The following is a 26,503-nucleotide window of genomic DNA, read 5'->3' on the forward strand; positions in this document are numbered from 1 at the left end:
GACTTCTTAATTTTAGATGATGTAAAAACCATTTTTGATCCAAAAGCTAGTGATGCAGAGAAAGGATTCGCAATTCTCTCTTTATTCCCTGCCGGAAAAGGTGCAAAGGCCGGTAAGAAAGCATATAATCTTTTAAAAGAGCATGGTGATGATATAGCTAGTTTTGCTAATAAGGTTCTAAATGGCCGAAAGAAAATTGGAAAATATTATGTTAATTCAAGAATCAATGAAGATTCCTTTCTTATACGCGAAACTGAAAAAGCAATGAAAGATAAAAAGCTTCAAGCTGAAGCAAATCATTTACTCAATGAGTATTTAAAAGGAAATAGTAATCCTGGTTCCGGGAACAACTATCTTTTTAATGGGGTTTTTGAGCTTCGTTCAAAAAATGGAGCTAGAGTATATCTAAGAACTGAAGGAGATACCGTCGAAATACTGGCAAAGTCAGATAAAAAAAATCAAGCTAAAGTTATTGAGCGTCTAGAAGAAATATACGGAAAAAAAGAAAATAACACAATCACAAGGAGAAAGATATGAAACATGTAGTAAAAGAAATTTGGATCAATGTAGAGCAGTCAGAAGTTAAAAATTACGACATATACGATAACAATGTCGATGTAATGGTAACGTTATCAGACAATTCAAAATGGGTCGCAACATTCTTCACCTATGAAAATATAAAGACACTCCAACAAAAAAATAAAAAAACTGGTGAGAATTTAAAAGGTGCTTATCTATGGGCAAGTGATATGGTTTTGGTTGATAACGTTAGTAGAAAAAGAATAGAGGAAATAATAAACCATTTATTAAAAGAGGACGACTTTAAATATATATTTGTCCATTGTGAAGAAGATTGATTAACAATCAGACGTGAAACCAAAGTGAGAGTAGGATTTATTTATTCTCTACTCTCACTACATCCTCAACAGGTACACCAAAAATCCTCATCATTCTTTAGCTTGATCCGTTTGAATTGGGAATCAAACTTCTCCACCCATCCCCAAGCTGATTCTATCACGCCTCTACCCTCTTTTGTCTCTTTCCACCAGCTAATTGTAAGGGCGTAGTCATGCTGACGTGATTCAGATATTCCAAAACTCTGCTAGTTCATCCTCTTCAATGATCGGTTTCTCGATCAGTTTCTTATCCTCATGAAGCTGTCGTAACATCTCTGCATGTTCTGGCAAGATGAATTTCATTACAAGTGGATCAAGAATTTTGCTAGCCATCAAAACATCTCCTTAAAATACGAATGTATGTTCTTGTTTTATTAAATCTTGAAGAGATTATGCAATGGGTAAAATTACATGTTTACCAATAAAAATAGCCCTCCAACGGATTATTTTTCCGTTAGAAGGCTTTTTCTTATTGAAAGGTATGGAACCTCCTCAAAATATTATTTGAAACTTCTTGTTTCCACTAACTTAGGATTTGATTTATCTGTAATATCATAAATTTTTACATTTAGCATACTACCAAATATACCTTCGACTTTAGCTGTCCCTTCTGCCTTTACATTACTATTTTCAAATTTGATTCCATTTATACTATTTTTTTGAGAAGTAGTTAGTCCCTTCCAATAATTTTGAGTTTTATCACTAAAAGTGTATTCTTTCCAAGCACCCATACCATTTGGAGCCCAATATGATGCAGTTGCCTTTATTGTAGTCACAGGATTACTCCATACACCGGTAAACGTAACATCACCCCAAAAATTTCTTTGTTCCAATACAACGTCTGCTTTATATTTTTTATGCGGTGGAACTTCTACAGTTTGTGCAGATGCTTCTATTGTTTTTGTCTCGGATTTTGTTTGTGTCTCTGTAGTAGAAGAGTTGAATTCTCCATTTATTTTTATACCGTTATTTAAGAGCAGTGGAATGGTAAATATGTTACTACCGTCACCCGAACCTCCCACTTTAAAACCCTTTGTTGTCGCTGTCGCTATTGACTCTGTTACACTCTTAGTATATTTAGCTGTTGAAAACTTCTGGGTTTCATTTGTAGTATTCTCAAATACATTTTCTCCTACGTATTCAACGATTGCACTATCAAAGTTCAATTTATTTACAGTACCCGTAATACTGAAGTTACCTTTTGTCTCAACACTATCTGGATTGTTCTTAAAAGTCAGTGTAGGCCATGACTCAATTTTTGTACCTGCAATGTTATTAGAATAATGGTAGTTTCCTATTTTTTTTAGTTCAGATTGAACATCAGTAATACCAGCTCTTACATTTTCATTAACACTAGTTGGAGTATTTTCTGCTGCTAATGCACTACCAGATGCAGATAGACAAGGTATGCCAATTGAGGTGGCTAACATGATTGCTACCATAGGTTTTTTCAATCGGTTTTTGTTCATTTTTTCCTTCATCTTGAAATCGCTCCTAACATTCTATTTTTGAAAACGTTTTCATGAAAATTTTAACATAATTTTTATATTAACTTTTTTTGAAATTCGAATGTTTTGTGAAGAATGATTTGTTGGTTTTTTTTATACAAACGTTAAAAGTTAAAAGTGGGGGAATGGTGGTACCCTTAAAAATCTACTTTGCGGTCTAGAGTAGCTACTACCCTGTCACCAAGTCCTAAAAGAATTATTAAGAGGTCATTTCACGGAACGGATTGAACTCAAACAGAAACTAGAAAAAGAATTTAATAATGCTACTATAGAGATTCCTAAATAGAAAATCATTTAACAAGAAATAAGTCGATACTCCTTAGAGTAGGAAAAACCGGATTTTTAACTGCTGAACAGTCCTTAAGGTATATTTTCGTTAAAATGTTGGCGGTACCCCTTTGTCATGTTTGTGCCCCTAAAATCTAGATTGTAAGGTGGATCGGCAATGAGTAGATCGATAGAATCGTCTTGTAAGTGTTGTTTTGCTCCAATTATGCAATCCATGTTAAAGATCACCGTAAACAGCTCCCTTGTTGTAGTAGATTATGTGTGCGCGCAGTAGGGAAAAGAAAAATGCCTATCACTTGGACGGCATTTGATCTTATTGTTTTTTTGATTTAAAGTTATTCGTAATAATCTATTGTTACTAGGTTTGTACCTATTTTTTTAACTAAGGGCGAACTTTTTTTATTATCTAGCATAGATTTATAGAGATAGTAAATGACACACTCACCTCCATTGGTATCTGGAATTAGCCCCTTGCCGAAAAGCAAAGGGTTTTTTTACCATTCACAATTGCTATTTATATTCTTATACCCCCAGTTTTTTAGCAATGTTATGAATTAGTGTTGCAGCATTCTCACCTTTTACATTCCCGACTTTAACGGCGTTGTTTTGCCAATACTCAGGTGTTTTGATGATGCCAGCTTTCACAAGTACTTCTAATGATTTATCTAAATCTCCCATAGATACAGCTCCTTCTTGTGGTTTGTAAGGATGTCTAATGTATCCACAAAATGCTTTGACAACAGCCTCCGCATACGTCTCCCATTTAGCTTGTAAACGTGCAGGTGTTCCTGTCCTATCACCACATGCTTTACGGCACTCTCATGCCGTCCATCTTCTCGAATCGGGCGCAAATATAAAATACGTGTCCGAGAGACTCGGACACGCAAGTGTTAAAGTAACCGCCGATACATATCTCCACGTCACCAAGAAGATCGAGGATGACGCTTTGAGTCTGTACGAACGGTATGTTCAATTTTAAAATTCCGGGCAAATTACGGACAAACCGTATTTCCGAAGCCGGAAACCCTTGATACAACAAGGTTATCCGATACTTCCCTCCATCTCGAACTTGATTGCTGGCGGCTTTAATAAGTTGTTACGACTTGATACAAAACTGATTTATCAAGGCTTTTCATAAATAACATATCACATACTTGAATAGCTTTTTATGTTTCTGTGGGCAAAATTCTTTACATAATTTAAGTTAGGCAGTGTTAGTTGTAAGGTAGTGAAAAAATACTGTGCCCAGTTATGGTTGTAAAATAAATGTTTTATGGTACAAGTAGCACCCTTTGAGATTATTTCAAGGGTGCTGCTTTTTTTGTCCAGTCTTCTTAGTAATGTCCAATATCATCTTATTGTACTTTTATTCGTAGCTTACCTCTTGTTCTATACCTGCCAATATATTCACTTCAAAAACTGCATGGGATTAACAAAATGAGTCTAAAGAACAATGTTTTCTATGTCCTACTTTTATGCTTTTCTTTCATAAATAATTCAAAAAAGGAACTGTTACCAATTATTAACTGATCATCAAATTGATATATTTTTGTTTCGGGACCGATGAATGCCTTCATTTCTTGTGGCGAACCTACCGCTACAATTCTACTTGCGACGATCACAATGGAGGCTGGTTTGGGCTCACCCTCTAGGAATGTAAAAACTGCATTGCCAGAAAGAATCATATCTGCTTTTGTTTCTTTTTCCATTTTTCATTCAACACCCCAACTTCGCTTTATTTCTCATTTTTCAATCGATTCATAATGTTTCCATCCCTAATGGTCATAATGGTGACTCGCTAGATAGGATCTTGAGGTGGCTTCAACAGCAGACTGACAAATGCTCCGCCTAAAGCAATGCATGCTGTCAGTAAAAAGGTGTCAGAATAAGCAGCCATTTCAGCAGCAACCGGATTATCCTTATATTCATTTACTGTATGACTAAAGGTACGCATTGCTTGAAAGTTACTCAAGCAGGCAATCGCCACCGGTATGATTAGATTAGCTCCTGCTGCAGTTAAAGGTGTGATTCTACTGATCATCGAAGCCGGAGCTGATTGTAGAATATATGTGTTTAATGACATCATGCATAATCCCATTCCAATCCCAAGCAAACCGACTATTCCTGCAATTTGTAGATAATGTGTTATGTCACTTATCCGGGAAAGTAGTAATAAAGCCACAGCAATCGTTCCCATACCAGAGCAAGCTAATGGCCGGATCCCGAAACGGTCGTATATTTTCCCACCTACTGGCATCAGCAAACCAGAGGTTATAGCAAGCATGCTCATAATTATTCCCGCATCGAAAGGGCTGTAAGAACGATATTTTTGCAAAAATATCGGAATAAATACTAGCGACCCATTTAGAACTGCATATTGAATTGTACTGACAATCATGCCCCTGCGAAAGCGATAGGCACGAAATGCCCTTAATTCTAGAATGGGATTTTCATGACGGAGCTCATGGATACACAACCAAATCAGCAATAAAGTTCCTGTCCCCCCCATCACAATGGATCCCCACTTATTGGAACTATGCTGATTTATACTCAAAGCAAGAAGTACAAAAGCTGTTGGTGCAAACATAGCCCCAAGTCGATCAAACGGCTGCTGTTTATTGTGAGTTTTTTGAAGATGTACATGTTTACACAGATGGCGCAAGCCAAGCCAAACAGCAAGCGTTCCGATCGGAAGATTGATCAGAAAGATCCATTGCCAACCCATAGCCTCAAGAAACCAACCGGATAAAATCGGCCCTGTTGCTGGTGCAATCAGCATAGGTATACCAATCATCCCCATAATCTGTCCTTTTTTGTCTGGAGGCGCCAGCCTATAAATCATTGCCATGCCAATCGGCTGGATCATCCCCCCACCCAGTCCCTGAATGATACGGAAAGCGATAAGCTGTTCCGAATTTTGTGCCATCGAGCATAGCAGTGAACCAAAGATAAATAACATAATCGTCATTAAATAAGCCCGGCCTGCGCCAATTCTGTCAGAAAACCACCCTGAGATTGGAACGGTAGCTGCCATCGCCAGCATATAACCGTTGATGACCCACTGTAATGTCTCAAATGAAACCTGAAAATCCTGTGTCAGGCTTGGAATAGCTACATTCATCGCTGTACTATTGAGCATAACCATCATCATGCCAGGAATAATTGCAATCATGGCATAAATAAACGATTTACGATTTAACGTAACTACAGTATTCATATTTGAAGTTGCAGCAGATGCGTCTCTTTTAAACATGTACCCCTCTCCAATTCATATTGAAATAATGAACACAGTGTTGATTAACATTGATAATGAAATTATAATTGATTGACTCGGATATCCAATGTTCATCCGCTATCCTTGTGTTCATTAATCAACGGCAACTAGAAGAATGATCAGTAAGTTACTGAAATTTTGGAGGAAAATAATATGACAAATAGAATTGATCGCCGAATTCTCAGGACTCGTCAACTGTTACGCGAAGTGTTTCTTGATCTGTCGTTAGAAAACGGTATAGACAACATTACCGTAAAAGAACTGACCGATAGAGCTGGTTTGAACAGGGGCACCTTTTATTTGCATTATCAGGATATACAAGATTTTGTTGAACAATTTAAGAACGAAATACTGGAAGGCTTTTATTCAATAATTAAAAAGCTTGGTCACGATATCGATCGGGAAGAGCCTTTTGCTGCCCCACCACCTTATGGCTATGTTCGCCCCTTTGAATACGTGGTTGAACACAAACGATTCTTTCAGGTATTCATGAGACCAAATGGAGACACGTCCTTCGGATCTCGATTGACCCAATTAATACGTGAACAGTTTCATGGTTCATATCGCTATTTCAAAACCGAAAACTTGAGTGAGATCCCCGTCAAACAGCAATATTTATTTGCCTACCTTTCCTCTGCCTATGTGGGAACCATTCACTTCTGGATACAGCGAGATCTCGACCTGTCACCAACAGAATTGACCATATTATTCTCACAAATCTCACGCCTCGGATCGGCGCACCTGAATTTTAATTTCTAAATCCAATCCCACATAAAGCTCTCAGAGTCTCCCTAAATCCAGGGAAGATCCATAATTCCACGGTGTGTCCGATCACGAATAGTTCTTCCTTTCCTGCTTTCTCTTTTACAATTCGAATCCCATTTTTTGAACTTCCGCAATACCTCCTGTTCATTTGCGTAGGCTCGGCTACCCACTTAGTGGAAAAACGAAGTTCTGGGTGCTTTTTCTTTCATATACAAAAATCAGAACACTATGGAAAGGCAAAAGATAGTAAAAACCTTTAACGCTTGGAATAACTAAATAGATTACAGTGATAATAAAGCAGCAGATGGTTTAGCCGGGAGGATGAAAATGCCCCGCGGCTGGTGATGGCTGAGGAACCAACAAAGTTGCCAGCGAAAAACGTTTGATGTCTTCTCGCTGATTAAGAAATTGTTTAAATAAAAATGAACTGTGACCCGTAAGATGGACACTTTGAAAAAAGTGACCTTCTTACGGGTCTTTTGTGTTTTAATCAACTTATTAAAATAAAGCGAGGAAAGAATTATGGGAAAAACAGTTTTCACGGAACAAGAAATGAAATATCTTGAAGCTAACCCTTATGTTCAGCATGTAACGTACAAAAGTATTACTTATGCACCAGCATTTAAGGTAGCAGCTGTCAAAGCGTATCAAGAGGGGCAAACACCTATGGAAATTTTTTGTGTGCTGGTTTTGACATAGACGTTATTGGTCATGACAAACCAAAAACATGCTTAAAACGTTGGCGTAATGTGTATCAAATTCATGGAGAGATCGGCCTTTTAGAAGAACAACGTGGAAAGAAAAGTACGGGTAGACCCTCGACAACGGAGTTGTCCGTAGAGGAAAAGCTTAAACGAGCTGAGGCACGTATCAAGTTTTTAGAGGCGGAGAACGACTTTTTAAAAAAGCTCGACGCGCTCGAAAAGCAGAAGTTGCAGAGGTAACGTTATCCCCCTCCGAGCGCTATCAAATCATTAATCGCACCATACGTCAGTACAATTTGCGTGATGTAACACGATATCTTTGTAAACTTGCATGTGTTAGTGCGAGTGGCTACTACCGTTGGCTTCGTGCGGAGAAAATTCGACAGCTACGAGAGGATGCGGACGAGCATGACATTAAACTTATCAAGAAGCACTTTGACGCTCTTCATGGTAAAGCAGGAGCATTAGTTATTAAGATGCGACTTGAGCGTGAAAGTGGAGTGATCATGAATCATAAAAAGATTCGTCGATTGATGCGAAAGTATAAACTTGTTGCTACCATTCGCCAAGCCAATCCCTATAGAAAATTAGCTAAGGCAACACAAGAGTACCAAACATGTCCCAACCTGTTGCAACGTCAGTTTGATCAGGGGGAACCTGAAAAAGTGCTGCTCACCGATATTACGTATATGTATTACGGTAATGGTCAATGTGCCTACCTGTCGGTAGTCAAGGATGGGGCAACAAAACAGATTTTAGCTCACTATCTTTCTTCATCTTTAAAGCTTCCATTGGTGAGGATTACTTTGAAACGACTGTTCCAACGGCTAGATGGCAACATTCACCCGAAGCCATTCTACACTCAGACCAAGGTTTGCATTATACCCACTTTAAAACCCGTCGCTTAATCAAGAAAGCAGGCTTTAGGCAGTCCATGTCCCGTAAGGGAAACTGTTGGGATAATGCTTCAATGGAAACTTTTTTTGGTCATATGAAAGACGATTTGGAATATAAGACATGTCAAACGATACAAGAGTTGAGGGATCGAGTAGACAGTTACATTGATTATTACAATTCTGAACGTTACCAGTGGTCATTAAAAAAGATGACCCCTGATGAATTCAGAAGTCACCTTTTAGCTGCCTAGTTAGGTATTCTTTTAAAACTGTCTACAAATAGGGTCACAGTTCATATGTCCGAGGGAGGGTTTCCGCATTAGTTGAAATGGTTGTTGCTCCATGCAAATAGGGTGTTAATGTGACAGTAGGTTATTCAACTAACGGGCAGGATAATGGAGAAAAAGGCATATTGTTTTCATTGTAGAATGAAATATAGGAATGAAACCCAAGGGGGGTGCTAAATGGAATGATAAAGGAACCATATTTTTGGGACAGTCAAATAGATTATTTGTATAAGTCTGCAAGCTTATACTACAACGATGATTACATAAAGTTTCTTGTGGATACTGTATGGCAGCTTGATAATCCCGTCCACATTATCGATTTTGGTTGCGGTTTCGGTCATATGGGTCTTCGACTACTACCATTACTAGCCGAAGGTTCCAAGTATACTGGAATAGATGCTGGCGCCAAGCTAATAGAGCGTGCACGAGAATTATTTAAAGAATTGCCTTACGAGGTTGAATTTATCATTGGCGATTTTGACTCTGTTTCGCTCGAAAAGATGTATGACATTGCCGTTTGCCATGGCGTTTTACTACATTTGGCAGAGCCCACACTTTTGCTCAAAAAAATGGCAAATTGCGTAAAGGGAGACGGTAAGGTAATAGCATTTGAGCCCCACGCACACATGTGACTGTTGGTCTCTCAACTGTTATTTTTGAGCCATTAGGTGTACTTGAACTATTTGAATAACTTTGCGCTTTCCAGCCGCAAGGCTGTTTACTATACACTCAAACACGAACAAACATTCGTAAACAAGGAGGAGTAACCCCAAAATGGCATCATTCCGAAAGCGCGGTGACACATGGGAATACCGCATCCGGTACACAGATCGACAGACTGGTAAGTTTAAAGAAAAATCCTAAGGTGGTTTCCGGACAAAAAAAGAAGCCCAACTTGCAGCTAACGAAGAGGAATCAAAAATTAACCAGTACGGTTTTGCGGAAAATGGTGATGAGATTGTTTCGAGGTATTTTGATGATTGGCTTGAAGTTTACAAGAAACCTAACGTAAAACCAATCACGTACTCGGTGCAAAATGCAATCAATGACGCTGTGTATGAATTTCGTATAATCCGCGAGAACCCTATTCAACGAATAAAAATACCGAAAGAAGTTAGCAAAGAAAATGATGTACGTCATTTCACTAAAGAGCAGCTTAACCACTTCCTTGAATCTCTTCAGACACCTCAGAAGAAAGCTAAATACAAACACTCACAGCAGTATTACGCCTTGTTTACTTTGATTGCTCGAACAGGCATCAGAATCGGGGAAGCTCTTGCATTGACCTGGGATGACTTAGCGGGTGACCGGCTAACAATCAACAAAACGCTTGTGTATCCGCTTAATTCGGAGCCATATATTTCAACACCTAAATCCAAAACAAGCGGTCGTACTATAAAGCTGGATGGTCATACTGTCAAGGTCATGCGTCGGCACAAGATTAATCAGAACGAGGTTATTTTACGTTACGAGAACTATCTAGCATCAGAGAGTAGCCTCATGTTTCACCAGCACGACGGCCGCTGGCTCCGTACCAATGTGGTACGTGATTACTTCAAAGAGGTTTGCAAGCGAGTAGGTATCCCCGTTCTCTCTCCTCATGCACTCAGACATTCCCACGCGGTTCACTTATTAGAAGCGGGAGCAAATATAAAATACGTGTCTGAGCGACTCGGACACGCAAGCGTCAAAGTCACAGCAGACACGTATTTACACGTTACAAAGAAGATTGAGGACGATGCATTAGCCCTCTACTCCAACTATATTTGAAAAAATTGTGGGCAAAATGTGGGCAAACACATTTTATGAACCATTAATCCCTTGGTATATCAAGGGCTTAACCAATCGAACCTTCCATCTCGAACTTAATCAGACGGTTCATCTCAACGGCATATTCCATTGGCAATTCTTTTGTAAATGGTTCAATAAAGCCCATTACGATCATTTCTGTTGCTTCTGCTTCACTCAAACCGCGGCTCATCAAGTAGAACAATTGATCTTCAGATACTTTAGACACAGTTGCTTCATGCTCAAGCGTCACGTAGTCATTCATGATCTCATTGTATGGGATCGTATCAGAAGTAGATAATTTATCCAAAATCAATGTATCACACTTAATGTTGGATTTAGCTCCCTCTGCTTTACGACCAAATTGAGCTAAACCACGATACGTTACTTTACCACCATCGCGAGAGATAGACTTAGATACGATTGTGGAAGTGCAATCAGGTGCTAAATGAATCATCTTCGCCCCAGCATCCTGATGCTGACCTTTACCTGCTACTGCGATAGAGAGAACTGTACCTTTCGCACGTGGTCCTTTCATGATAACCGCAGGATATTTCATCGTTAACTTGGAACCGATGTTTCCATCAATCCATTCCATGTTTGCATCGGCATAAGCTACAGCACGTTTTGTAACTAGGTTATATACGTTATTAGACCAGTTTTGAATTGTTGTATAACGACAACGAGCACGTTCTTTAATAATGATTTCAACTACAGCAGAATGCAAGGAATCTGTGCTGTAGATTGGCGCCGTACAGCCTTCTACGTAATGAACAAAGCTATCTTCGTCTGCAATGATCAGCGTACGCTCGAATTGACCCATGTTCTCTGAGTTAATACGGAAGTATGCTTGAAGCGGAGTTTCTACTTTTACACCTTTTGGTACGTAAATGAAGGAACCACCGGACCATACAGCAGAGTTAAGCGCCGCGAATTTATTATCTGCTGGCGGAATAACTGTCGCAAAATACTCTTTCACGATCTCAGGGTATAAACGCACCGCCGAGTCCATGTCAGTAAATAAAACACCAAGAGACTCTAAATCTTCTTGCATGTTATGGTAAACAACCTCAGACTCATACTGTGCAGATACACCAGCTAAGAACTTTTGCTCTGCTTCTGGGATACCTAGTTTATCAAAGGTAGCTTTGATTTCTTCTGGTACCTCATCCCAGCTACGACCCGCTTTTTCAGATGGCTTTACATAGTAAGTAATGTTGTCGAAATCCAAATCGTCGAGGTCGCCACCCCATTTAGGCATCGGCATTTTATAGAAAATGTCTAATGCTTTCAAACGGAATTCCAACATCCATTCTGGCTCTTCTTTGATTTTAGAAATCTCTTCTACGATTTCACGAGTTAAACCTTTTTTCGTACGGAAGATCGAAACGTCTTTATCGTGGAATCCATATTGATACTCTTGGATTTCAGGGGCTTTCTTCGCCATATCGTTCACTCCTTTTGCCTCACCATTCAGTTGGAGGGTATATTACTTTGCGTCCGTCTGGTTAATACCTTGCTCCAATGCCTTCCAGGCGAGCGTTGCACACTTAATGCGCGCTGGAAACTTGCAGACACCTTGCAGAGCTTCAATATCGCCTAAATCAATAGAGTCATCCGGTTCTTTTCCCTGCATCATATCAGAGAAAATTTGAATCAAGCGTAACGCTTCCTCTTCGTTTTTTCCTTTTACAGCTTCCGTCATCATAGAAGCGGAAGACATAGAGATGGAGCATCCTTCTCCAAGAAATTTTGCGTCCACAACTACACCGTTCTCTACTTGTAACGATAACGAAATGCTGTCTCCACAGGTTGGATTATTTAGATTGATAACCAATCCGTTTTCATCCTCTAGCTTACCTTTATTCCGTGGCTTTTGATAATGATCCATTATGACACGTCTATAGAGATCATCAAGAGAAGACATTTCCAAAATACTCCTTCGCTTTTTTCAACCCAGCGATTAAGGCATCCACATCCTCTTCTGTGTTATACAGATAGAAGCTGGCACGGGCAGTAGCTGTAGCTTTCAACCATCTCATCAACGGCTGTGCACAATGATGACCCGCACGTACAGCAATACCTTCTGTATCCAAAACCGTTGCCAAATCATGCGGATGAACGTCCGCCAGGTTAAAAGTAATTAAACTGCTTCTATGTTCAACAGGACCGTAAATCGTAAGTCCATCCAATTCTTTCATTTGTTCCATTGCATAGTTAATCAGTTTCTTTTCATGTGCTTCAATTTCGTCCATGCCCAGATCATTTAGGAAATCAATCGCAGCCCCAAGTCCGATGGCTCCGGCGATAATCGGCGTTCCCCCTTCAAACTTCCAAGGGAGCTCCTTCCATGTGGAATCCTGTTCATATACAAAATCGATCATTTCGCCACCAAATTCAACTGGCTCCATTTTTTCCAAGAGTGCACGCTTTCCATACAATACGCCGATTCCTGTAGGTCCGCACATCTTATGACTGGAAAACACATAGAAATCACAGTCTAAATCCTGAACATCAACTTTTTTATGCGGGACGCTTTGGGCACCATCCACAACCAAAATAGCGCCATTTTCATGTGCAATTTTAGCAATTTCCTTGATGGGAGTTGTATCACCTAGAACGTTAGAGATGTGATGGATCGCTACCACTTTGGTTTGTGGTGTGATCGTTGCTTTCACTGCCTCCAAGGTAATCGTACCATCTTCAGCTAACGGGATAAACTTGAAACTTGCTCCAGTTGCCTTTGCTGCTTGTTGCCAAGGAATAAAATTGCTGTGATGCTCAACCAGCGTGGTTACAATTTCGTCCCCTTCAGTAAGGAACGTACGAGCATACCCAATCGCAATGGTGTTTAACGCAGTAGTCGTACCACGAGTAAAGATTACCTCAGCTGTTTCCTTCGCATTGATGAACGCACGTACTTTTTCACGTGCTCCTTCATAAGCGTCCGTCGCGTACGTACCAAGCGTATGTACGCCGCGATGAACGTTAGAGTTATAGCTACGATAATATTTATCTACCACTTCAAGAACTTGAATCGGCTTTTGCGAAGTAGCGGCGCTATCCAAATATACCAATGGATGACCGTTTACTTCTTGATGTAAGATAGGAAACAATTTACGGACTTCATGTGCGTTCATCGTCCTAACTTCCTTTCCAATGCTTGGCGTAGCTTGCTTCTCACTCCTTCAATCGGAATCTCGGCGACCACTGGGTCCAAGAATCCAATAATGACAAGACGCTCAGCCTCTTTTCTCTCAATACCACGAGACATAAGATAGTATAAGCTTTCCTCACTCACGCGACCTACAGAAGCAGCGTGACCAGCTTTTACGTCGTCTTCATCAATCAAAAGGATTGGGTTTGCATCCCCACGAGCTTTTTCAGATAGCATCAAAATGTTTTCTGCTTGCACACCGTTTGCTTTTTCTGCGCCTTTTTCAATCTTGGTAATTCCGTTTAGGATGGCAATCGCTTCATCTGTCATTACCGCTTTACTCAACATATTGGATTCAGTATGTGTTCCGATATGCTGAACTTGGGAAGTCAGATTTTGGCGTTGTTTACCTGTTCCTACTGTGATGGATTTGGTATCAGCGTTTCCACCTTTACCTTCCATAATGGAGGTATTGTTCGCAACTGTGTTACCATCATTCATCTCGCCTAAAATCCATTCCATGTTAGCATCCTGACCAATCACGGCACGTCGGAACGTATAATCGTGAACCTCAGTGGAGAAGGAACGAACAGACGCCACTTGTACGTGAGCGTTAGCTCCCAAGTGTACTTCCACAACGCTATTTGCTACCATGTTGGTTCCCTCAGCAGATACAAATGAATCTACATAGGTTACACGCGCATTAGCTTCTGCTACGATAACAACATGGGGAGCTAGCAAGGATTCTTCGCCTGCTACTTCATAAATAGCTTGCAATGGCATTTTCACTTCTACGTTTTTTGGAACGTACAAGAATACCCCACCATTTACTACTGCTGCATGCAAAGCAGCTACGCGATGCTCGTCTTCTTTGACAATTGAATAGATATATTGTTTCACAAGTTCACCGTGTTCACGAAGCGCTGTAGCAAGGTCAGTAAAAATAACGCCTTGGCTTTTCAACTCTTCATCCACCTTATGGTAGACGACAGACGCATTTTTCTGTACGAGTAAGCTGGTTATATCTTTATCGTCCAGTTGTTCTTTTACGACTTCATCCAATTGTTCGATGTTGTCTACACGGGCTTCTAATTGGAACGGGTGAAATTGATCGAAGTTCCATTTATCAATTTTGCTTTTCTCCAACACAGGTAGATCTAGCGTCTGTGCTTGTTCAAATGCAGCTAGACGCTTTTCTAAAAACCAGGCTGGTTCTTGATTCGCTTGGGAAAATTGCTTAATCGCTTCTTTACCAAAGCGAAGTTGTGTTTCTGTACTCATGATAGTCTCGACCTCCTTCGCCTTTTATTCTGCGTTAACGGTCTCGTCTTCGATACCGAGCTCAGCTTTAATCCAATCATAACCTTCTGCTTCTAGACGCTCTGCCAATTCAGGACCACCTGATTTTACGATACGACCTTGCATCATTACATGAACAAAATCAGGCTTCACATAGTCTAGTAGACGTTGATAGTGAGTAATGATTAAGAAACCGCGATCCTCAGAGCGCATCTCATTAACACCTTTTGCTACGATTTTAAGAGCATCGATATCTAACCCAGAGTCGATCTCATCTAAAATACAGAGACTAGGCTGAATCATCATCATTTGTAGAATTTCATTACGTTTTTTCTCCCCACCAGAGAAACCTTCGTTTAGGTAGCGATGAGCAAAAGCTTCGTCCATTTCTAATGTGCTCATTTTGCTATCCATCTCACGGATGAATTTCATTAAGGAAATTTCATTTCCTTCGCCACGAGTTGCATTCATTGCTGAACGTAGGAAATCGGAGTTTGTTACACCTGTGATTTCGGATGGATATTGCATAGCTAGGAACAGACCTGCACGAGCACGCTCGTCTACAGCCATTTCCAATAGATCTTCACCATCTAATGTAACTTCACCATCAGTTACTTCATATTTAGGATGTCCCATTAGCGTAGATGCTAATGTAGATTTACCTGTTCCGTTTGGTCCCATGATCGCGTGGATTTCTCCACCTTTAATCTCTAGGTTCAAACCTTTTAGGATTTCCTTTTCTTCGATCCTTGCGCGTAAATTCTTAATCTGTAGATGTACAGCAGCCATCTTGCATACCTCCATATATTATGATCAACCAGTCTTCACGATGTTGTAGACAAGCACTATACTATCCTATCGAAAAACCTGTGCATTCTCAATTCATTCTCAATACATTTTATAATAATAATTCTAAGAAAGCAAGGAAAGAACTATTGCCATATTTATAAAACATGAATGTTTCTTAAATCCAGAAAAGCCTATTTTTACGCGGCAGAATTCCTTGTTTGTAATGCTGTTTTTCCTGCCGCATAGCAGTAGTTTAAATCGCCTATCCATTTTGTGAAATTACCGTTCCTCTAGTACGAAAAGAGCCCACTACTAGCCATAGTGGGATTTTCCAAATCTTACAGTCAAAAAGAAATTTTAAACTTATTTGGTTAATACATCCATAATCACTTGACGATTATGTGCATATTCCTCGTCGCTTAGTACTGGTGTATAACCATCTTGCGGAATGCTTGACAATAGGTTATGCCAAGATTTACAGCCTTTATATTCTTCAGCAATTTCAATCGTTACTGGCTTGTCTAATTTATAAACTCGCGCAAATAGAATATGCAGTGGTTTTTTCTTTTTCCAGTGCAAGCGGACATCAGCGAAGTCATCCGTCCAGATATGGTATGGGTTCAAAGCACGAATTTTTGCTTCATCTAAGATTTCAATATCATCGGTAATATGAGCAAAGTATTCGATATCAACAGTCGGCTTATCAAGGCTCCAGCCTACAAGAGTTGCTTCCAAATCAGACTGATTCTCAGGTTTAATCATCTCAGCTTTTTGGTGCTCATAGGTTGGGTACAAATAGAATGTATCGTTTTCTAGTTTAAAATCTCTTGTTTCTTCATATAAACCGCCTTTACGGACAGTAATAATCTGTTTTCCTTCTCCTAATGCCTTAATCGCAACTGCCCACTCTTTTAAAGAAAGTGTGGATTCAGGTTGTTTTTTATCGTTACTCATGTGTAGTTGCCCCTTCCCTTTTAAGTATTCCATCCTCTTTTGCTACGTACTCTTATCTTTTATGTCTAGGTGTACGTGTCTATTGATTCAGACTTGAGAAGTTTTCTCTATTAGTCACTCCTCACAGTGTAGCAGAATTCCCTACCCTAGCAAAGTTAACGAGTTCGATTTGTCATGGACTCGACACACAATCAGGCAACATACAAAAAGACCCGGAGAAACTCCCGGGTCTTCTACTACTCTTTCTTATTTAACGACAGGGCCAGCCTGTGAAATATCATGTGCTTTGGGAAACTTTTTAGCAAAGTTAGCCTGGAACAGCTTTGCTAATTCATTTGCCTGCTGATCATAGGCATCCTTATCTGCCCATGTATCACGTGGTTGTAACACTTCGCTAGGTACCCCTGGGCAAGTGGTTGGCACTTGTACTCCAAAAACGGGATCAGTGGCGTACTCAACCTTTTCCAACTCACCGTGCAGAGCAGCCGTTACCATAGCACGCGTAAATGCCAATTTCATACGGCTTCCTACCCCCACAGGTCCACCTGTCCAGCCCGTGTTAACCAGATATACAAGCGCATTAGACTCATCAATCTTTTTACCTAGCATTTCTGCATAGACCACAGGACGTAACGGTAAGAAAGGAGAGCCAAAGCAAGTAGAGAACTCGCTTTGTGGCGTTGTTATACCGCGTTCTGTACCAGCCATTTTACTCGTATAGCCAGATAAGAAATGATACATCGCCTGTTCTTTGTTTAATTTAGAGATGGGAGGAATTACCCCAAAAGAGTCTGCTGTTAGGAAAAGAATCACATTAGGGTGACCACCCACACCAGGTATGACAGCTCCTGGAATCGCTTCTACAGGATAAGCTGCGCGCGTATTTTCTGTGTAACGATCATCATCATAATTTGCGATACCACTAGCCTGATCGACCACTACATTTTCTAGCACGGCACCAAAATTAATTGCATTCCAAATCTGTGGTTCTCCTTGTTCAGAAAGCCGAATGCATTTTGCGTAGCATCCTCCTTCAATATTAAAAACACCTTGATCAGACCACCCATGTTCATCATCGCCAATCAAGCGGCGGTCTGTATCAGCAGATAGGGTAGTTTTCCCTGTACCCGACAAACCAAAGAATAAAGCAACATCGCCATCACGTCCAATATTAGCAGAACAATGCATAGATAACACATTACGTTCAGGTAACAACATATTCATCACACTAAAAATAGACTTCTTCATTTCACCGGCATATTCTGTTCCGCCTATTAATACTACTTTCTGTTCAAAACTAATAATAATGAATGTATCAGAATTGGTTCCATGAACCTCTGGATTTGCTTTGAAGTTCGGAACATAGATAACAGTAAAATCGGCTTGATGCCCTTCTAATTCTTCCACTGTTGGGCGGATAAATAATTGATGAGCAAATAAATTATGCCAAGCAAATTCATTTACCACACGAATTGGCAAACGAAAGTTGCGATCCGCTCCAGCAAATCCGTCAAAAACATAAAGTTCCTTGTTCTCTAGGTAAGCTAAAACTTCTGCATGTAATTGCTCAAATTTTTCGATTTGAATGGGGTTGTTATTGGCCCAATCAATTTTGTCATGGACAGAGGGTTCATCAACTATGAATTTATCTTTCGGAGAGCGCCCTGTGAATTTGCCAGTTAGCGCGTTTAAAGCGCCTTTATCTGTCAGAACTCCTTCGCCACGTTTAATTGCTTCTTCAATCAACTTGGGTACAGCCAAATTATAATGAGCATTGGCACCAGCAAGAACTTCAGATAGACGCTTAACCGTTTTGGCTTCCATGTAAGTGTATCTCCTTCCCCAACCGTAAAAAATGTGGGCTATATCAAGTTTTATTTTTAATTAGTATATCACATTAGATTAATTAAGCTACAAGATTTTGCGACTTTTTTTAAAAAAGATGTGAATAACTATAGATAATTCGTTCAAAATTGGGTATGTGACTAGTAAATGGAATTCTATCTTCAGCTTCGGTAGTCAAAACAAATAGCCCCTTTCTAAAAAGCGGCAGATGTAATCTATATAGTATTGATATCTACGAGCATATTTACGATCAGAAACTAGGCTAGTTTTTGCTCATTTCCCAAAGACAATCGTAGCAGTGAGTCTAATTTTAATTGATCCCGGACGTGCCCCTTCATCTCAATGTTCCCCTTAGCATATCGATAGGAAAGCTCATCTCCTGTCAAAAGCATCTGTAAGCTTTGAATTTCCCCTTTTACAACAACATCCACCTTTTGCTTTGCATTCCACTCTGTTACGATTATTTTTCCATTTCCAAAAACTAAACAACAATCTCGTGTGCCGTCTTCCAATTTGAATCCAATTTTACGATCCCAATCCTTCATTAAATTTTGTAAGTGCCCTTTTCGTTCCAAGCGTTTTTGTACTTCAAACAATACCACTTCTAATTGAGAAGCCATTGTCATCCCCCCCGCTCACATCCAACCCATTCACTACTACATATTCGTAAATTGGTCCGTCGATACCTTTGGCGAGGAATTGGAGGCTTTGTCGTTCCCTGTCTACCAAAGCCTGTTTTTATCGTCATATTTCTACGTTCTCCTTCACGGAGTAAATATCACGAATAAAATCCAGAAGATAATTTGTTGAATATGCGGAAACTGATTTAACTTTTTAAAAAAATATTAAAAAATGATTGAAATTTTCCGAAAAATAATGCATAATAGGTAATAATTAGTAGATAGGTATATTACCTACTACTCACCCATTAGTACCCCCTTTTTCATTATAAACTCCTTTCTGTCTGCCTTTTCCAAGTGAAGGCAGACCTTTTTTTTGTTGATGTTTAGCGAAATATACACAAAGAAAAAAGACGCCCTCTCTAGGCGTCATCCGTTTCATCCTCTTCATCCTTGTCCAACCGAATCTCCAAGTGGTGACCGTCTGGCGTTTCAAAATAAAGATTATAACTTCCCGGGCGTTCAATCGGCCCACGGTAACATATATTTTCCGCTTCCAACTTATCAACAAGATAGTCTAATTCATCACGTGTCGCCACTGCAAATGCAATGTGATCGACGTGACCGGAATTTATATTTAGCTCTTTGGTAGTTGGATGTAGACCAATTCGTGTATAAGGCCCAATGTTAAAATAAACTGGCTCATCTTCTCCCGATTGATCAAGAGAAATCGGTACTTCTAAAATCTCTTGAAAAAATTGAGCTACGCCCATCACATTGCGACAGCTAAGAGCAATATGATGAACACCTTGAAGTTGAAGCATCGAATACAATCCTCCTAAACGGCTGACCTCCATCAACTGTTCACTGGTTAGCCCCTATTAAAAGGCTTTTTTTGTCTTTCGCTCATTGGCGTGATGTTGTCGTAACCGATGGCTTAAATTTGTTAATCTATTTGTTAAAGCTTCTCGCCATTCCAAATCGTTCATTTGTTTGGCTACACCTAGCAAATCAAGGGCGATGTCAATTTGTCGTTTCAGACTTTCATCATAAGAACCTTGATCTGTCATTGAACAGTTCTCAAACAGCTCGGACAGCTTATCTAAATCTATAAACTCTGCGAAATCTACTTCTGCTGCGTGATCTCCCTGAGCATATTCGACAAGAATTTCATACTCACCTTCAACGGTTGGATGAACCCTCGTACGATTACAAACCGGACAATACATGATTGGTACATTGTGCACCATAATTTCCTCGTGACGAAGTGTTCCAAAAGAGCCAATCATCCCTGCTCCACAGCAAAAACCCATAAGCTCTCCCTTCCATGTACATGTGGTCGAACTCTTATTTGTTTTTATCTGAACAGACACACAAGTACAAAATCGTTATTGTCCTTTGATTGTATCTTACAAGCTTCCGATATGCTAGGTTTAAAATGCTACCAGTTTCACCAATGATAATTCTACCAATCCCGTATTTGATTATAGCCGTTTCTGATGATTTTTCAATGAAATCCTGTTATTCTCCTTCACTACTCGTATTATATATTCATAGGTAAACGGACCTGAATCGTTGTACCTATGCCTACTTTGCTCGTTATGTGGAGTGTTCCCTGATGTAACTTTACAATTTCTAAACATAGAGATAATCCGATGCCGCTACCTGATTGCTTATGCTTACCTTTGTAAAATTTATCCGTAATTCTAGGCAATTCCTCTTCTGATATTCCAGCTCCCTGATCAATAACTTCAATAATAACCATCTGATCTTCCCGATAGCTGCGAATTGTAATAGTGGTGTGCTCCTCACTAAACTTCATTGAATTATGGAGTAGATTAATCACCACTTGCTTTAATCGATTCTCGTCTCCTAATACGATCAAATGTTCATCTGGAGTTTCCGTCACCAATTGGATCTCTTTTTGGAAGGCACGTGCGGAAAATTGCTGCTGAACATCCATTAAAAGCTGATTCACCTCTAGCTCTGTCTTATGAATCTCCATCCCTCCTGCCTGCAAACGGGAAAAGTCTAGCAATTGTTCCACTAATCCAGTTAGTCGATCGGATTCCTTAACAATGATCTGCATGGCCATACGTGTCTCTTCCTTGTCTTCCATGTCACCCGTCAAAACCACTTCAGACCAACCTTTAATAGAAGTCAAGGGAGTTCGCAATTCGTGGGAGACAGAAGAAATAAAGTCGTTCTTGATTTCCTCAGCCTTCTCTAATTCGCTAGCCATATAGTTAAAGGTTTCAGCCAACGTTCCAACCTCATCGTCTCCTACCTTCCTAGCTCGTTGACTAAAATCACCTTTTGCCATTGACTTGGCCGCACCCGTAAGCTCAACGATAGGAGTTATAATCCGCTTAGATAAAATCAAATTTAAAATAAGAGATAGAAGGACGAGACCAGCTCCAATGCTCCAAACAAGCAAAGTTATTTGATTAACAACCTTGTCAATCGCTTCAACAGAGGTCACATAGCGTAAGACTCCTGCTGTTGAATCATAAAAAGTGAGCGGCTTAGATACTGCAAGGATATGCTCACCTGTATCTTCACTTTTCCCCATCCAAACCCCTGTGTCGCCTTTTAATGCGTCTTGCACATCTTGCGTAAGTACACTTTTCCGTTTGGTAAAACCGTTAAAATCTAAAATCACATTACCATCTAAATCAATGATTTCAACATGTGCCAGATCATCTTGTGACATATGCTCAAAAATATATTTCGCTTTATTTTGCAGATTATAATATTGAATGTATTTGTTATAAAAGGTCGTAGACACATTGATACGGCTAAGAAGTGCTTGTTCTGCACCACCATAATAAAAACTACGTACCCCTAAAACAAACGAACTTCCTAGTACTAGAATTACCATTAATACGACAAAGGTAAAATTCATGACTAGACGTTTTTTTATCCCATACATGTTCTAAGTTCCTTCTTTCCACTGATAACCAAATCCCCAGACTGTCTCCAGATATTTCGGTTTTGATGGATCATCCTCGATTTTCTGGCGAATGCGTCTAATGTTGACATCTACTACTTTTAAATCCCCAATATAATGTTTTCCCCAAACTTCATTTAAGATGTCATCGCGACTGACTGCACGATCCTTTTGTTCCATTAATAATTGGATAATAGCAAATTCCTTAGGCGTGCAATCTATTTCTTGCTCGTTTTTAATCATTTTTCTATCCGTCAATCGCAGGGTAAATGGACCTGTAGTAATCAATTCACCTGGTTTTACCGTGGAAGGTACCGTTTCTACCCGTCGTTTAAGTGAATTCATTCGAGCAATCAGCTCAGCGGCGCTGAAGGGTTTTGTAATGTAATCATCTGCTCCTATATTTAATCCCTCTATTTTATTTACTTCTTGAGCTTTAGCAGTCAACATAATAATCCCCAATTGCGGGTACATCTTCCGTAATTCTTGACAGACCTCTAGACCACTGATTCCCGGGAGCATTACATCTAATACGGCTATCGCGATGTCAGGCTCCTTCTTAGCAATTTCCAAGGCCTTTTCCCCTGTCTCCGCCTCTAACACTTCAAAACCATTTCGTTTAAATTGAATTCTTACAAATCCACGGATGGATTCTTCATCTTCCAGTAATAATACTTTCATCTGTCGTTACTCCTTCCTGCCCTGTATCTAGCTGCTCTGCTAATCTATCTATATTTTGCGAAATACCTCTTGAACCTGTTGCAAATTGAATAGCATTTTTCGATAAGTAGACTGCTCGTTCGCTGGAACTCTGCTCATATCAGTCGGGAATCGTACAATAAAGACGTGTTCTCCATTTTCATCAATAACACCATACTCTTTTCTTTGTAGCTTTAACTCCCTCTCTGTATTCGGCCATTCTGTTTTTTTAATCGGATCAATGGTAAACAGCTCAGCAGAAGGCCTTCCCTGAGAGTCTACATATAAAAATGTGATCGTTCCTGCGTCTTTCGTAGTAACTAGCTTTACCGTGTAATGCCCGAACCAGTAGTTTGGTATATTTACTTGAAATCCATTGTTAACGTCATCATAGGATTCTTTTACTTTGATCAGGCCTTTTTGACCATTCCATTGATACCACTCTGTAATCCAAGGAGTATCAACCATGGACAAATCTTCTGCTCCTACCGGCTGTACTAACGTCGAGATTTCGATAATTCCATCATTATTAACGTCTTTACTAAAAGTAGAATAGGGCTTAAACGTCACGTTATCATAATTGGTCAGGTCTACCTGCGTCAGCTTATCCTTGTTATTTACTAATAGGGCTGTTTGACCCGAATGAGCCCCAACACCAGAATCTAAAAATATCCCATTTTGTTCACTGGTTGCTTTGCCTAATAAAACATTTTCATACCCATTAATAGACCAATCTAGTTCTAACTGTTGAACCATTTTCATTTTTGAAATCGCTTTGTCATAATGGTACACTTCCGCAGGAGCTTTCATTTTGTCTCGATCCAGCTTGAAAACATAAGCTTTCGATATCCCGCTCTTATCTAAATCCCCTACGAGAGCTTCCTTGCAAGATGTTTTTAAAATTTGAATCATTTGTCCATCTTTCCACTTATAACCGCCAAACTCTTTGTCTACATCTTCACTTGCCATCCAACTAACGAAAATCTCTTTTTCCTTATCTCCTGAAACATCCTCAAAGGCAACATAATCCACATCTTGACCCGTTTCCTCGATCTGCCCAACCTTTTTCCAGCTATTCCCTGTTTTTTGCATCACAATAAATCCCAAGTTATACTCGCCCGATTTATAAAAAGCCACGACTTCATTACTTCCATCACCATTTAAGTCTTTTTCGATAATGGCTCCATTTTCACCTGGGTTATTACGTGGAATCATGAGCGAACTACCTTGAGGCAAATTAGCTAATACGGCCTTTTTTACTTCTTCCTGATTTTCATTTAAAGTAGGAGCCTTTAACAATTCGTTTGGGGAGGCAACAGGTGTACAACCTGCCAGCAGCCCTATCAACAGCATTCCAGCGCTCCAATGTCTCATTTTCATAACCATATGTAAGAAAACCTCCAGCTACTACATACCTTTCTTTCATTATAAAAGAGTATCACTTTAAAATGTTTGCAAAAAGGTTACGAAAGCAAAAAAAGATCGGTTTCTTATAACCGATCTTTCTGTTCATAACGTTAATAAGCGTTACTGATTATTCTTTTACCATTGCTTCGTATTTATCCGCATCCATAAGCTTATCCAACTCGCTGGAATCAGACACCTCAACCACGATCATCCATGCTTTGTCATAGGAAGATGTATTTACCAATTCAGGTTCATCTTCTAGTGCACCGTTGATTTCCAATACTTTACCAGTAATTGGAGCATATAGCTCAGATACGGTTTTAACAGATTCTACACTACCGAATGGTTCATCACGTTGGATTGTGGAACCTACTTCTGGCAATTCAACAAATACGATGTCACCTAGTTCGGACTGAGCGAAAGAAGTAATACCGATATAAGCCTTGTTGCCTTCTACACGTACCCATTCATGCTCTTCGCTGTAACGTAACTCTTTTGGAAAATCCATCTAACTTCCTCCTTTTTTCGTAGAACACTCGGATGATTATTCCAAGACTTCTGGTGACGGCAAAGCCGACATTGCTCTTATCGTGTGGAGTTTGTGAGCAACGGGGTCTTTTTAGAGTTACCCCTCTACATAATTGGACATGTAAGGACCCTAATCCTCTTCAATACCCAAAATTCGATGCAAACGTTTTTTGACCATATTTAAGCCCTTTTCACCTGCTTGGAAATGGCGAAGTGCCATTGTCTCGTCAAACAGATAGTAGGCAGGAACATATTCATTTTGGAACGCATCTGTTGTTGCCATCTCGTTATCAATCGCTACTGGATGTGTAAGCTCATATTGAGCAATTGTTTCTTTGATTTTAGCAATATCTGTATCAGCTTCGGAACGCGGCATATGAATACCAATCACTTTTAAGCCCTGATCTGCATACTTGTCACGCCACTCGTTAATTTGTGGTAGAGATTCTTTGCACATGTAACAACTAACGGACCAGAAATGTACAAGAACTGCTCTTTCCCCCTGCAAATCAGCCTTAGAAACTTGACCGTTTACCCATTCTGTGATGCCTGGAAAATCTGGAAGTTCTTCACGTAAACGCATGGTTCATGCCTCCTTTAATATAGAAAAGGGCCTAACACTGTAAAGTTAGACCCTTTGTTTGTGTAAAACGATACCCCATCTAAATCAGGAATTATCCTTTTAGATGAGCTTGGCCTGGACGCCAGTTAGCTGCGCAAAGTCCGCCGGATTGTAGAGCTTGAAGAACACGTAGAGTTTCGTCGTTAGAACGTCCTACGTTCATATCAGTTACTACTTGGTATTTAACAACGCCTTCTGGATCGATGATAAATAGACCACGGTAAGCTGCACCGGATTCTTCATCCAACACACCGAAAGAACGAGCAACTGTTTTGTTAAAGTCAGCAGCAAGTGGATAGTTCAAACCACCAAGACCATTTTGGTCGCGTGGAGTGTTGATCCAAGCTTTGTGAGAATGTACAGAGTCAACAGATACACCTAGTACTTCTGCATCTAAATCTTTGAAATCTTCGTATGCATCGCTCAAAGCGATAATTTCAGTTGGGCATACAAAAGTGAAATCTAATGGATAGAAGAACAATACCAACCATTTACCTTTATAATCAGAAAGGGAAACACGACCGAATTCTTTTCCGTCACCGGATACTGTTTCCATTGAAAAATCAGGAGCTTGAAGACCAATAATACGTTGTGCCATATATATTACCTCCTTAAGGAATGTTAATATTATCTACAAGAGTTATGATATCAAAACTAATAGATTATAGTCAATATTAATTTGTAATAATTTTTATTAAACAGTGGTTTTTGTTTGACAATGATCCTCAATCTCTATGTATAGTACCCATTGTAATGAAGGTTCGTATCCAGCTCTTCCATTTTTGTATAGAAGAATCCGCTATTTGCCCCACATTTCTTCCAATGTTTGTTCTTTAAAACCTAGTGTTGTCTTCGTACCATTTGTTATAAGAGGTCGCTTAATGAGTTTACCATTGGATGCCAGTAACTCTAGCATCTCGTCCTCTGACATTGTTGGCAGCTTTTCTTTCAAGTTCAACTCACGATAGAATTGACCGCTGGTATTGAATAATTTACGAATATCAACTCCACTATTTTGCCAGATTTGTCGTAATTCCTCTTTCGATGGTGGAGTATCTACAATTGGAATCTCTTCATATGTAACCTCATTGGTATCCAGCCATTGTTTAGCTTTACGACATGTACTGCATTTTGCGTAACTATACAAACGAATATTTGGTGCGTTTGTCAAAATCCTCACCTCTTCTATAAACATGTGACATAACCTCAATTTCGTGGTTAGTAACA

The 26,503-nt window shown here is 39.7% G+C and carries 30 protein-coding genes and 2 pseudogenes; 10 read left to right on the top strand and 22 right to left on the bottom strand.

What is annotated here, in order from left to right; genetic code table 11:
- The first annotated feature begins 264 nt into the window (after positions 1–264).
- Positions 265–537: a hypothetical protein gene (locus tag BrL25_RS07255; RefSeq protein WP_018673413.1), complete on the top strand. Its 273-nt coding sequence runs from the start codon at positions 265–267 to the stop codon at positions 535–537.
- Positions 534–857, top strand: coding sequence for a hypothetical protein (locus tag BrL25_RS07260; protein WP_018673412.1), 324 nt, complete (start codon positions 534–536; stop codon positions 855–857). The genes BrL25_RS07255 and BrL25_RS07260 overlap by 4 nt, the downstream gene beginning before the upstream one ends.
- Before the next feature lie 37 nt (positions 858–894).
- On the opposite strand, the pseudogene BrL25_RS07265 reads toward BrL25_RS07260, so the two are convergent.
- The 3 genes and pseudogenes from BrL25_RS07265 to BrL25_RS24730 form a co-directional block, all read right to left on the bottom strand.
- A pseudogene (locus BrL25_RS07265) lies at positions 895–1,229 on the bottom strand (YolD-like family protein).
- Positions 1,230–1,396: 167 nt separating this feature from the next.
- On the bottom strand, positions 1,397–2,377 hold the full coding sequence (locus tag BrL25_RS07270; RefSeq protein WP_018673409.1) for an ETX/MTX2 family pore-forming toxin: 981 nt from the start codon (positions 2,375–2,377) through the stop codon (positions 1,397–1,399).
- An 837-nt stretch (positions 2,378–3,214) separates the two neighbouring features.
- Positions 3,215–3,370 carry a hypothetical protein gene (locus BrL25_RS24730; protein WP_018673407.1) on the bottom strand — a complete coding sequence of 52 codons (156 nt, stop codon included), beginning with the start codon at positions 3,368–3,370 and terminating at the stop codon, positions 3,215–3,217.
- Between the two features lie 91 nt (positions 3,371–3,461).
- Between BrL25_RS24730 and BrL25_RS07280 the strand changes: the two are divergent.
- Positions 3,462–3,671 (top strand): annotated as a pseudogene (locus BrL25_RS07280) (tyrosine-type recombinase/integrase); the annotation flags it as partial.
- A 481-nt stretch (positions 3,672–4,152) separates the two neighbouring features.
- Here the strand turns inward: BrL25_RS07280 and BrL25_RS07285 are convergent.
- Together BrL25_RS07285 and BrL25_RS07290 are read right to left on the bottom strand one after the other, a co-directional pair.
- Entirely contained in the window at positions 4,153–4,401 is a 249-nt protein-coding gene (locus BrL25_RS07285; protein WP_018673406.1) for a hypothetical protein, read from the bottom strand.
- A gap of 89 nt (positions 4,402–4,490) precedes the next feature.
- Positions 4,491–5,945 (bottom strand): MDR family MFS transporter, encoded by a 1,455-nt coding sequence (locus BrL25_RS07290; RefSeq protein WP_018673405.1) that lies wholly within the window; start codon positions 5,943–5,945, stop codon positions 4,491–4,493.
- A gap of 174 nt (positions 5,946–6,119) precedes the next feature.
- Here BrL25_RS07290 and BrL25_RS07295 point away from each other — a divergent pair, with 174 nt between their 5' ends.
- The 7 genes from BrL25_RS07295 (at position 6,120) to BrL25_RS07315 (ending at position 10,388) form a co-directional block, all read left to right on the top strand.
- Positions 6,120–6,725 carry a TetR/AcrR family transcriptional regulator gene (locus tag BrL25_RS07295; RefSeq protein ID WP_018673404.1) on the top strand — a complete coding sequence of 202 codons (606 nt, stop codon included), beginning with the start codon at positions 6,120–6,122 and terminating at the stop codon, positions 6,723–6,725.
- A 528-nt stretch (positions 6,726–7,253) separates the two neighbouring features.
- Positions 7,254–7,430, top strand: a complete 177-nt coding sequence (locus BrL25_RS25535) for an HTH domain-containing protein (RefSeq protein ID WP_236848098.1) — start codon at positions 7,254–7,256, stop codon at positions 7,428–7,430.
- 50 nt (positions 7,431–7,480) lie between these two features.
- Entirely contained in the window at positions 7,481–7,675 is a 195-nt protein-coding gene (locus BrL25_RS25540; RefSeq protein WP_236848099.1) for a hypothetical protein, read from the top strand.
- Between the two features lie 56 nt (positions 7,676–7,731).
- Positions 7,732–8,343, top strand: a complete 612-nt coding sequence (locus BrL25_RS25545; protein WP_236848100.1) for an IS3 family transposase — start codon at positions 7,732–7,734, stop codon at positions 8,341–8,343.
- A gap of 62 nt (positions 8,344–8,405) precedes the next feature.
- Positions 8,406–8,582, top strand: a complete 177-nt coding sequence (locus tag BrL25_RS25550) for an IS3 family transposase (protein WP_236848101.1) — start codon at positions 8,406–8,408, stop codon at positions 8,580–8,582.
- A 218-nt stretch (positions 8,583–8,800) separates the two neighbouring features.
- Positions 8,801–9,250: a class I SAM-dependent methyltransferase gene (locus tag BrL25_RS07305; RefSeq protein WP_018670410.1), complete on the top strand. Its 450-nt coding sequence runs from the start codon at positions 8,801–8,803 to the stop codon at positions 9,248–9,250.
- Positions 9,251–9,647: 397 nt separating this feature from the next.
- Entirely contained in the window at positions 9,648–10,388 is a 741-nt protein-coding gene (locus BrL25_RS07315; RefSeq protein WP_018670408.1) for a site-specific integrase, read from the top strand.
- A gap of 67 nt (positions 10,389–10,455) precedes the next feature.
- Here the strand turns inward: BrL25_RS07315 and sufB are convergent, their stop codons facing one another.
- The 17 genes from sufB to BrL25_RS07400 form a co-directional block, all read right to left on the bottom strand.
- On the bottom strand, positions 10,456–11,853 hold the full coding sequence (sufB, locus tag BrL25_RS07320; protein ID WP_018670407.1) for a Fe-S cluster assembly protein SufB: 1,398 nt from the start codon (positions 11,851–11,853) through the stop codon (positions 10,456–10,458).
- Positions 11,854–11,895: 42 nt separating this feature from the next.
- Positions 11,896–12,333 carry a Fe-S cluster assembly sulfur transfer protein SufU gene (gene sufU, locus BrL25_RS07325; RefSeq protein WP_018670406.1) on the bottom strand — a complete coding sequence of 146 codons (438 nt, stop codon included), beginning with the start codon at positions 12,331–12,333 and terminating at the stop codon, positions 11,896–11,898.
- Complete coding sequence (locus tag BrL25_RS07330; RefSeq protein WP_018670405.1) at positions 12,320–13,546, bottom strand: cysteine desulfurase; 1,227 nt, start codon at positions 13,544–13,546, stop codon at positions 12,320–12,322. The genes sufU and BrL25_RS07330 overlap by 14 nt, the downstream gene beginning before the upstream one ends.
- Complete coding sequence (gene sufD / locus BrL25_RS07335; protein ID WP_018670404.1) at positions 13,543–14,844, bottom strand: Fe-S cluster assembly protein SufD; 1,302 nt, start codon at positions 14,842–14,844, stop codon at positions 13,543–13,545. Before sufD ends, BrL25_RS07330 begins: the two co-directional genes overlap by 4 nt.
- 24 nt (positions 14,845–14,868) lie before the next feature.
- Positions 14,869–15,651 (bottom strand): Fe-S cluster assembly ATPase SufC, encoded by a 783-nt coding sequence (gene sufC, locus BrL25_RS07340; protein ID WP_018670403.1) that lies wholly within the window; start codon positions 15,649–15,651, stop codon positions 14,869–14,871.
- A gap of 363 nt (positions 15,652–16,014) precedes the next feature.
- Positions 16,015–16,605: a DUF1802 family protein gene (locus tag BrL25_RS07345; RefSeq protein ID WP_018670402.1), complete on the bottom strand. Its 591-nt coding sequence runs from the start codon at positions 16,603–16,605 to the stop codon at positions 16,015–16,017.
- Between the two features lie 246 nt (positions 16,606–16,851).
- Positions 16,852–18,429, bottom strand: coding sequence for a phosphoenolpyruvate carboxykinase (ATP) (gene pckA / locus BrL25_RS07350; RefSeq protein WP_018670401.1), 1,578 nt, complete (start codon positions 18,427–18,429; stop codon positions 16,852–16,854).
- Between the two features lie 278 nt (positions 18,430–18,707).
- On the bottom strand, positions 18,708–19,070 hold the full coding sequence (locus BrL25_RS07355) for an SCP2 sterol-binding domain-containing protein (RefSeq protein WP_018670400.1): 363 nt from the start codon (positions 19,068–19,070) through the stop codon (positions 18,708–18,710).
- A gap of 422 nt (positions 19,071–19,492) precedes the next feature.
- Complete coding sequence (locus BrL25_RS07360) at positions 19,493–19,894, bottom strand: VOC family protein (protein ID WP_003334561.1); 402 nt, start codon at positions 19,892–19,894, stop codon at positions 19,493–19,495.
- A 57-nt stretch (positions 19,895–19,951) separates the two neighbouring features.
- Positions 19,952–20,383, bottom strand: coding sequence for a hypothetical protein (locus BrL25_RS07365; protein WP_018670398.1), 432 nt, complete (start codon positions 20,381–20,383; stop codon positions 19,952–19,954).
- 230 nt (positions 20,384–20,613) lie between these two features.
- A complete protein-coding gene (locus BrL25_RS07370; protein WP_018670397.1) occupies positions 20,614–22,002 on the bottom strand; it encodes a HAMP domain-containing sensor histidine kinase in 1,389 nt (462 codons plus the stop codon).
- Positions 22,003–22,005: 3 nt separating this feature from the next.
- Complete coding sequence (locus BrL25_RS07375) at positions 22,006–22,701, bottom strand: response regulator transcription factor (RefSeq protein WP_018670396.1); 696 nt, start codon at positions 22,699–22,701, stop codon at positions 22,006–22,008.
- A gap of 48 nt (positions 22,702–22,749) precedes the next feature.
- Complete coding sequence (locus BrL25_RS07380; RefSeq protein WP_018670395.1) at positions 22,750–24,105, bottom strand: hypothetical protein; 1,356 nt, start codon at positions 24,103–24,105, stop codon at positions 22,750–22,752.
- A gap of 148 nt (positions 24,106–24,253) precedes the next feature.
- Positions 24,254–24,634: a glycine cleavage system protein GcvH gene (gene gcvH, locus BrL25_RS07385; RefSeq protein WP_018670394.1), complete on the bottom strand. Its 381-nt coding sequence runs from the start codon at positions 24,632–24,634 to the stop codon at positions 24,254–24,256.
- Positions 24,635–24,784: 150 nt separating this feature from the next.
- On the bottom strand, positions 24,785–25,237 hold the full coding sequence (locus BrL25_RS07390) for a redoxin domain-containing protein (protein ID WP_018670393.1): 453 nt from the start codon (positions 25,235–25,237) through the stop codon (positions 24,785–24,787).
- Positions 25,238–25,328: 91 nt separating this feature from the next.
- The gene (locus tag BrL25_RS07395; protein ID WP_003334553.1) at positions 25,329–25,874 is read right to left on the bottom strand and encodes a peroxiredoxin; all 546 of its coding nucleotides are present in this window, start codon (positions 25,872–25,874) and stop codon (positions 25,329–25,331) included.
- Positions 25,875–26,075: 201 nt separating this feature from the next.
- The gene (locus BrL25_RS07400) at positions 26,076–26,447 is read right to left on the bottom strand and encodes an arsenate reductase family protein (protein ID WP_018670392.1); all 372 of its coding nucleotides are present in this window, start codon (positions 26,445–26,447) and stop codon (positions 26,076–26,078) included.
- Between the last annotated feature and the right edge of the window lie 56 nt (positions 26,448–26,503).

Source organism: Brevibacillus laterosporus DSM 25 (assembly GCF_002706795.1).
Taxonomy (GTDB): domain Bacteria; phylum Bacillota; class Bacilli; order Brevibacillales; family Brevibacillaceae; genus Brevibacillus_B; species Brevibacillus_B laterosporus.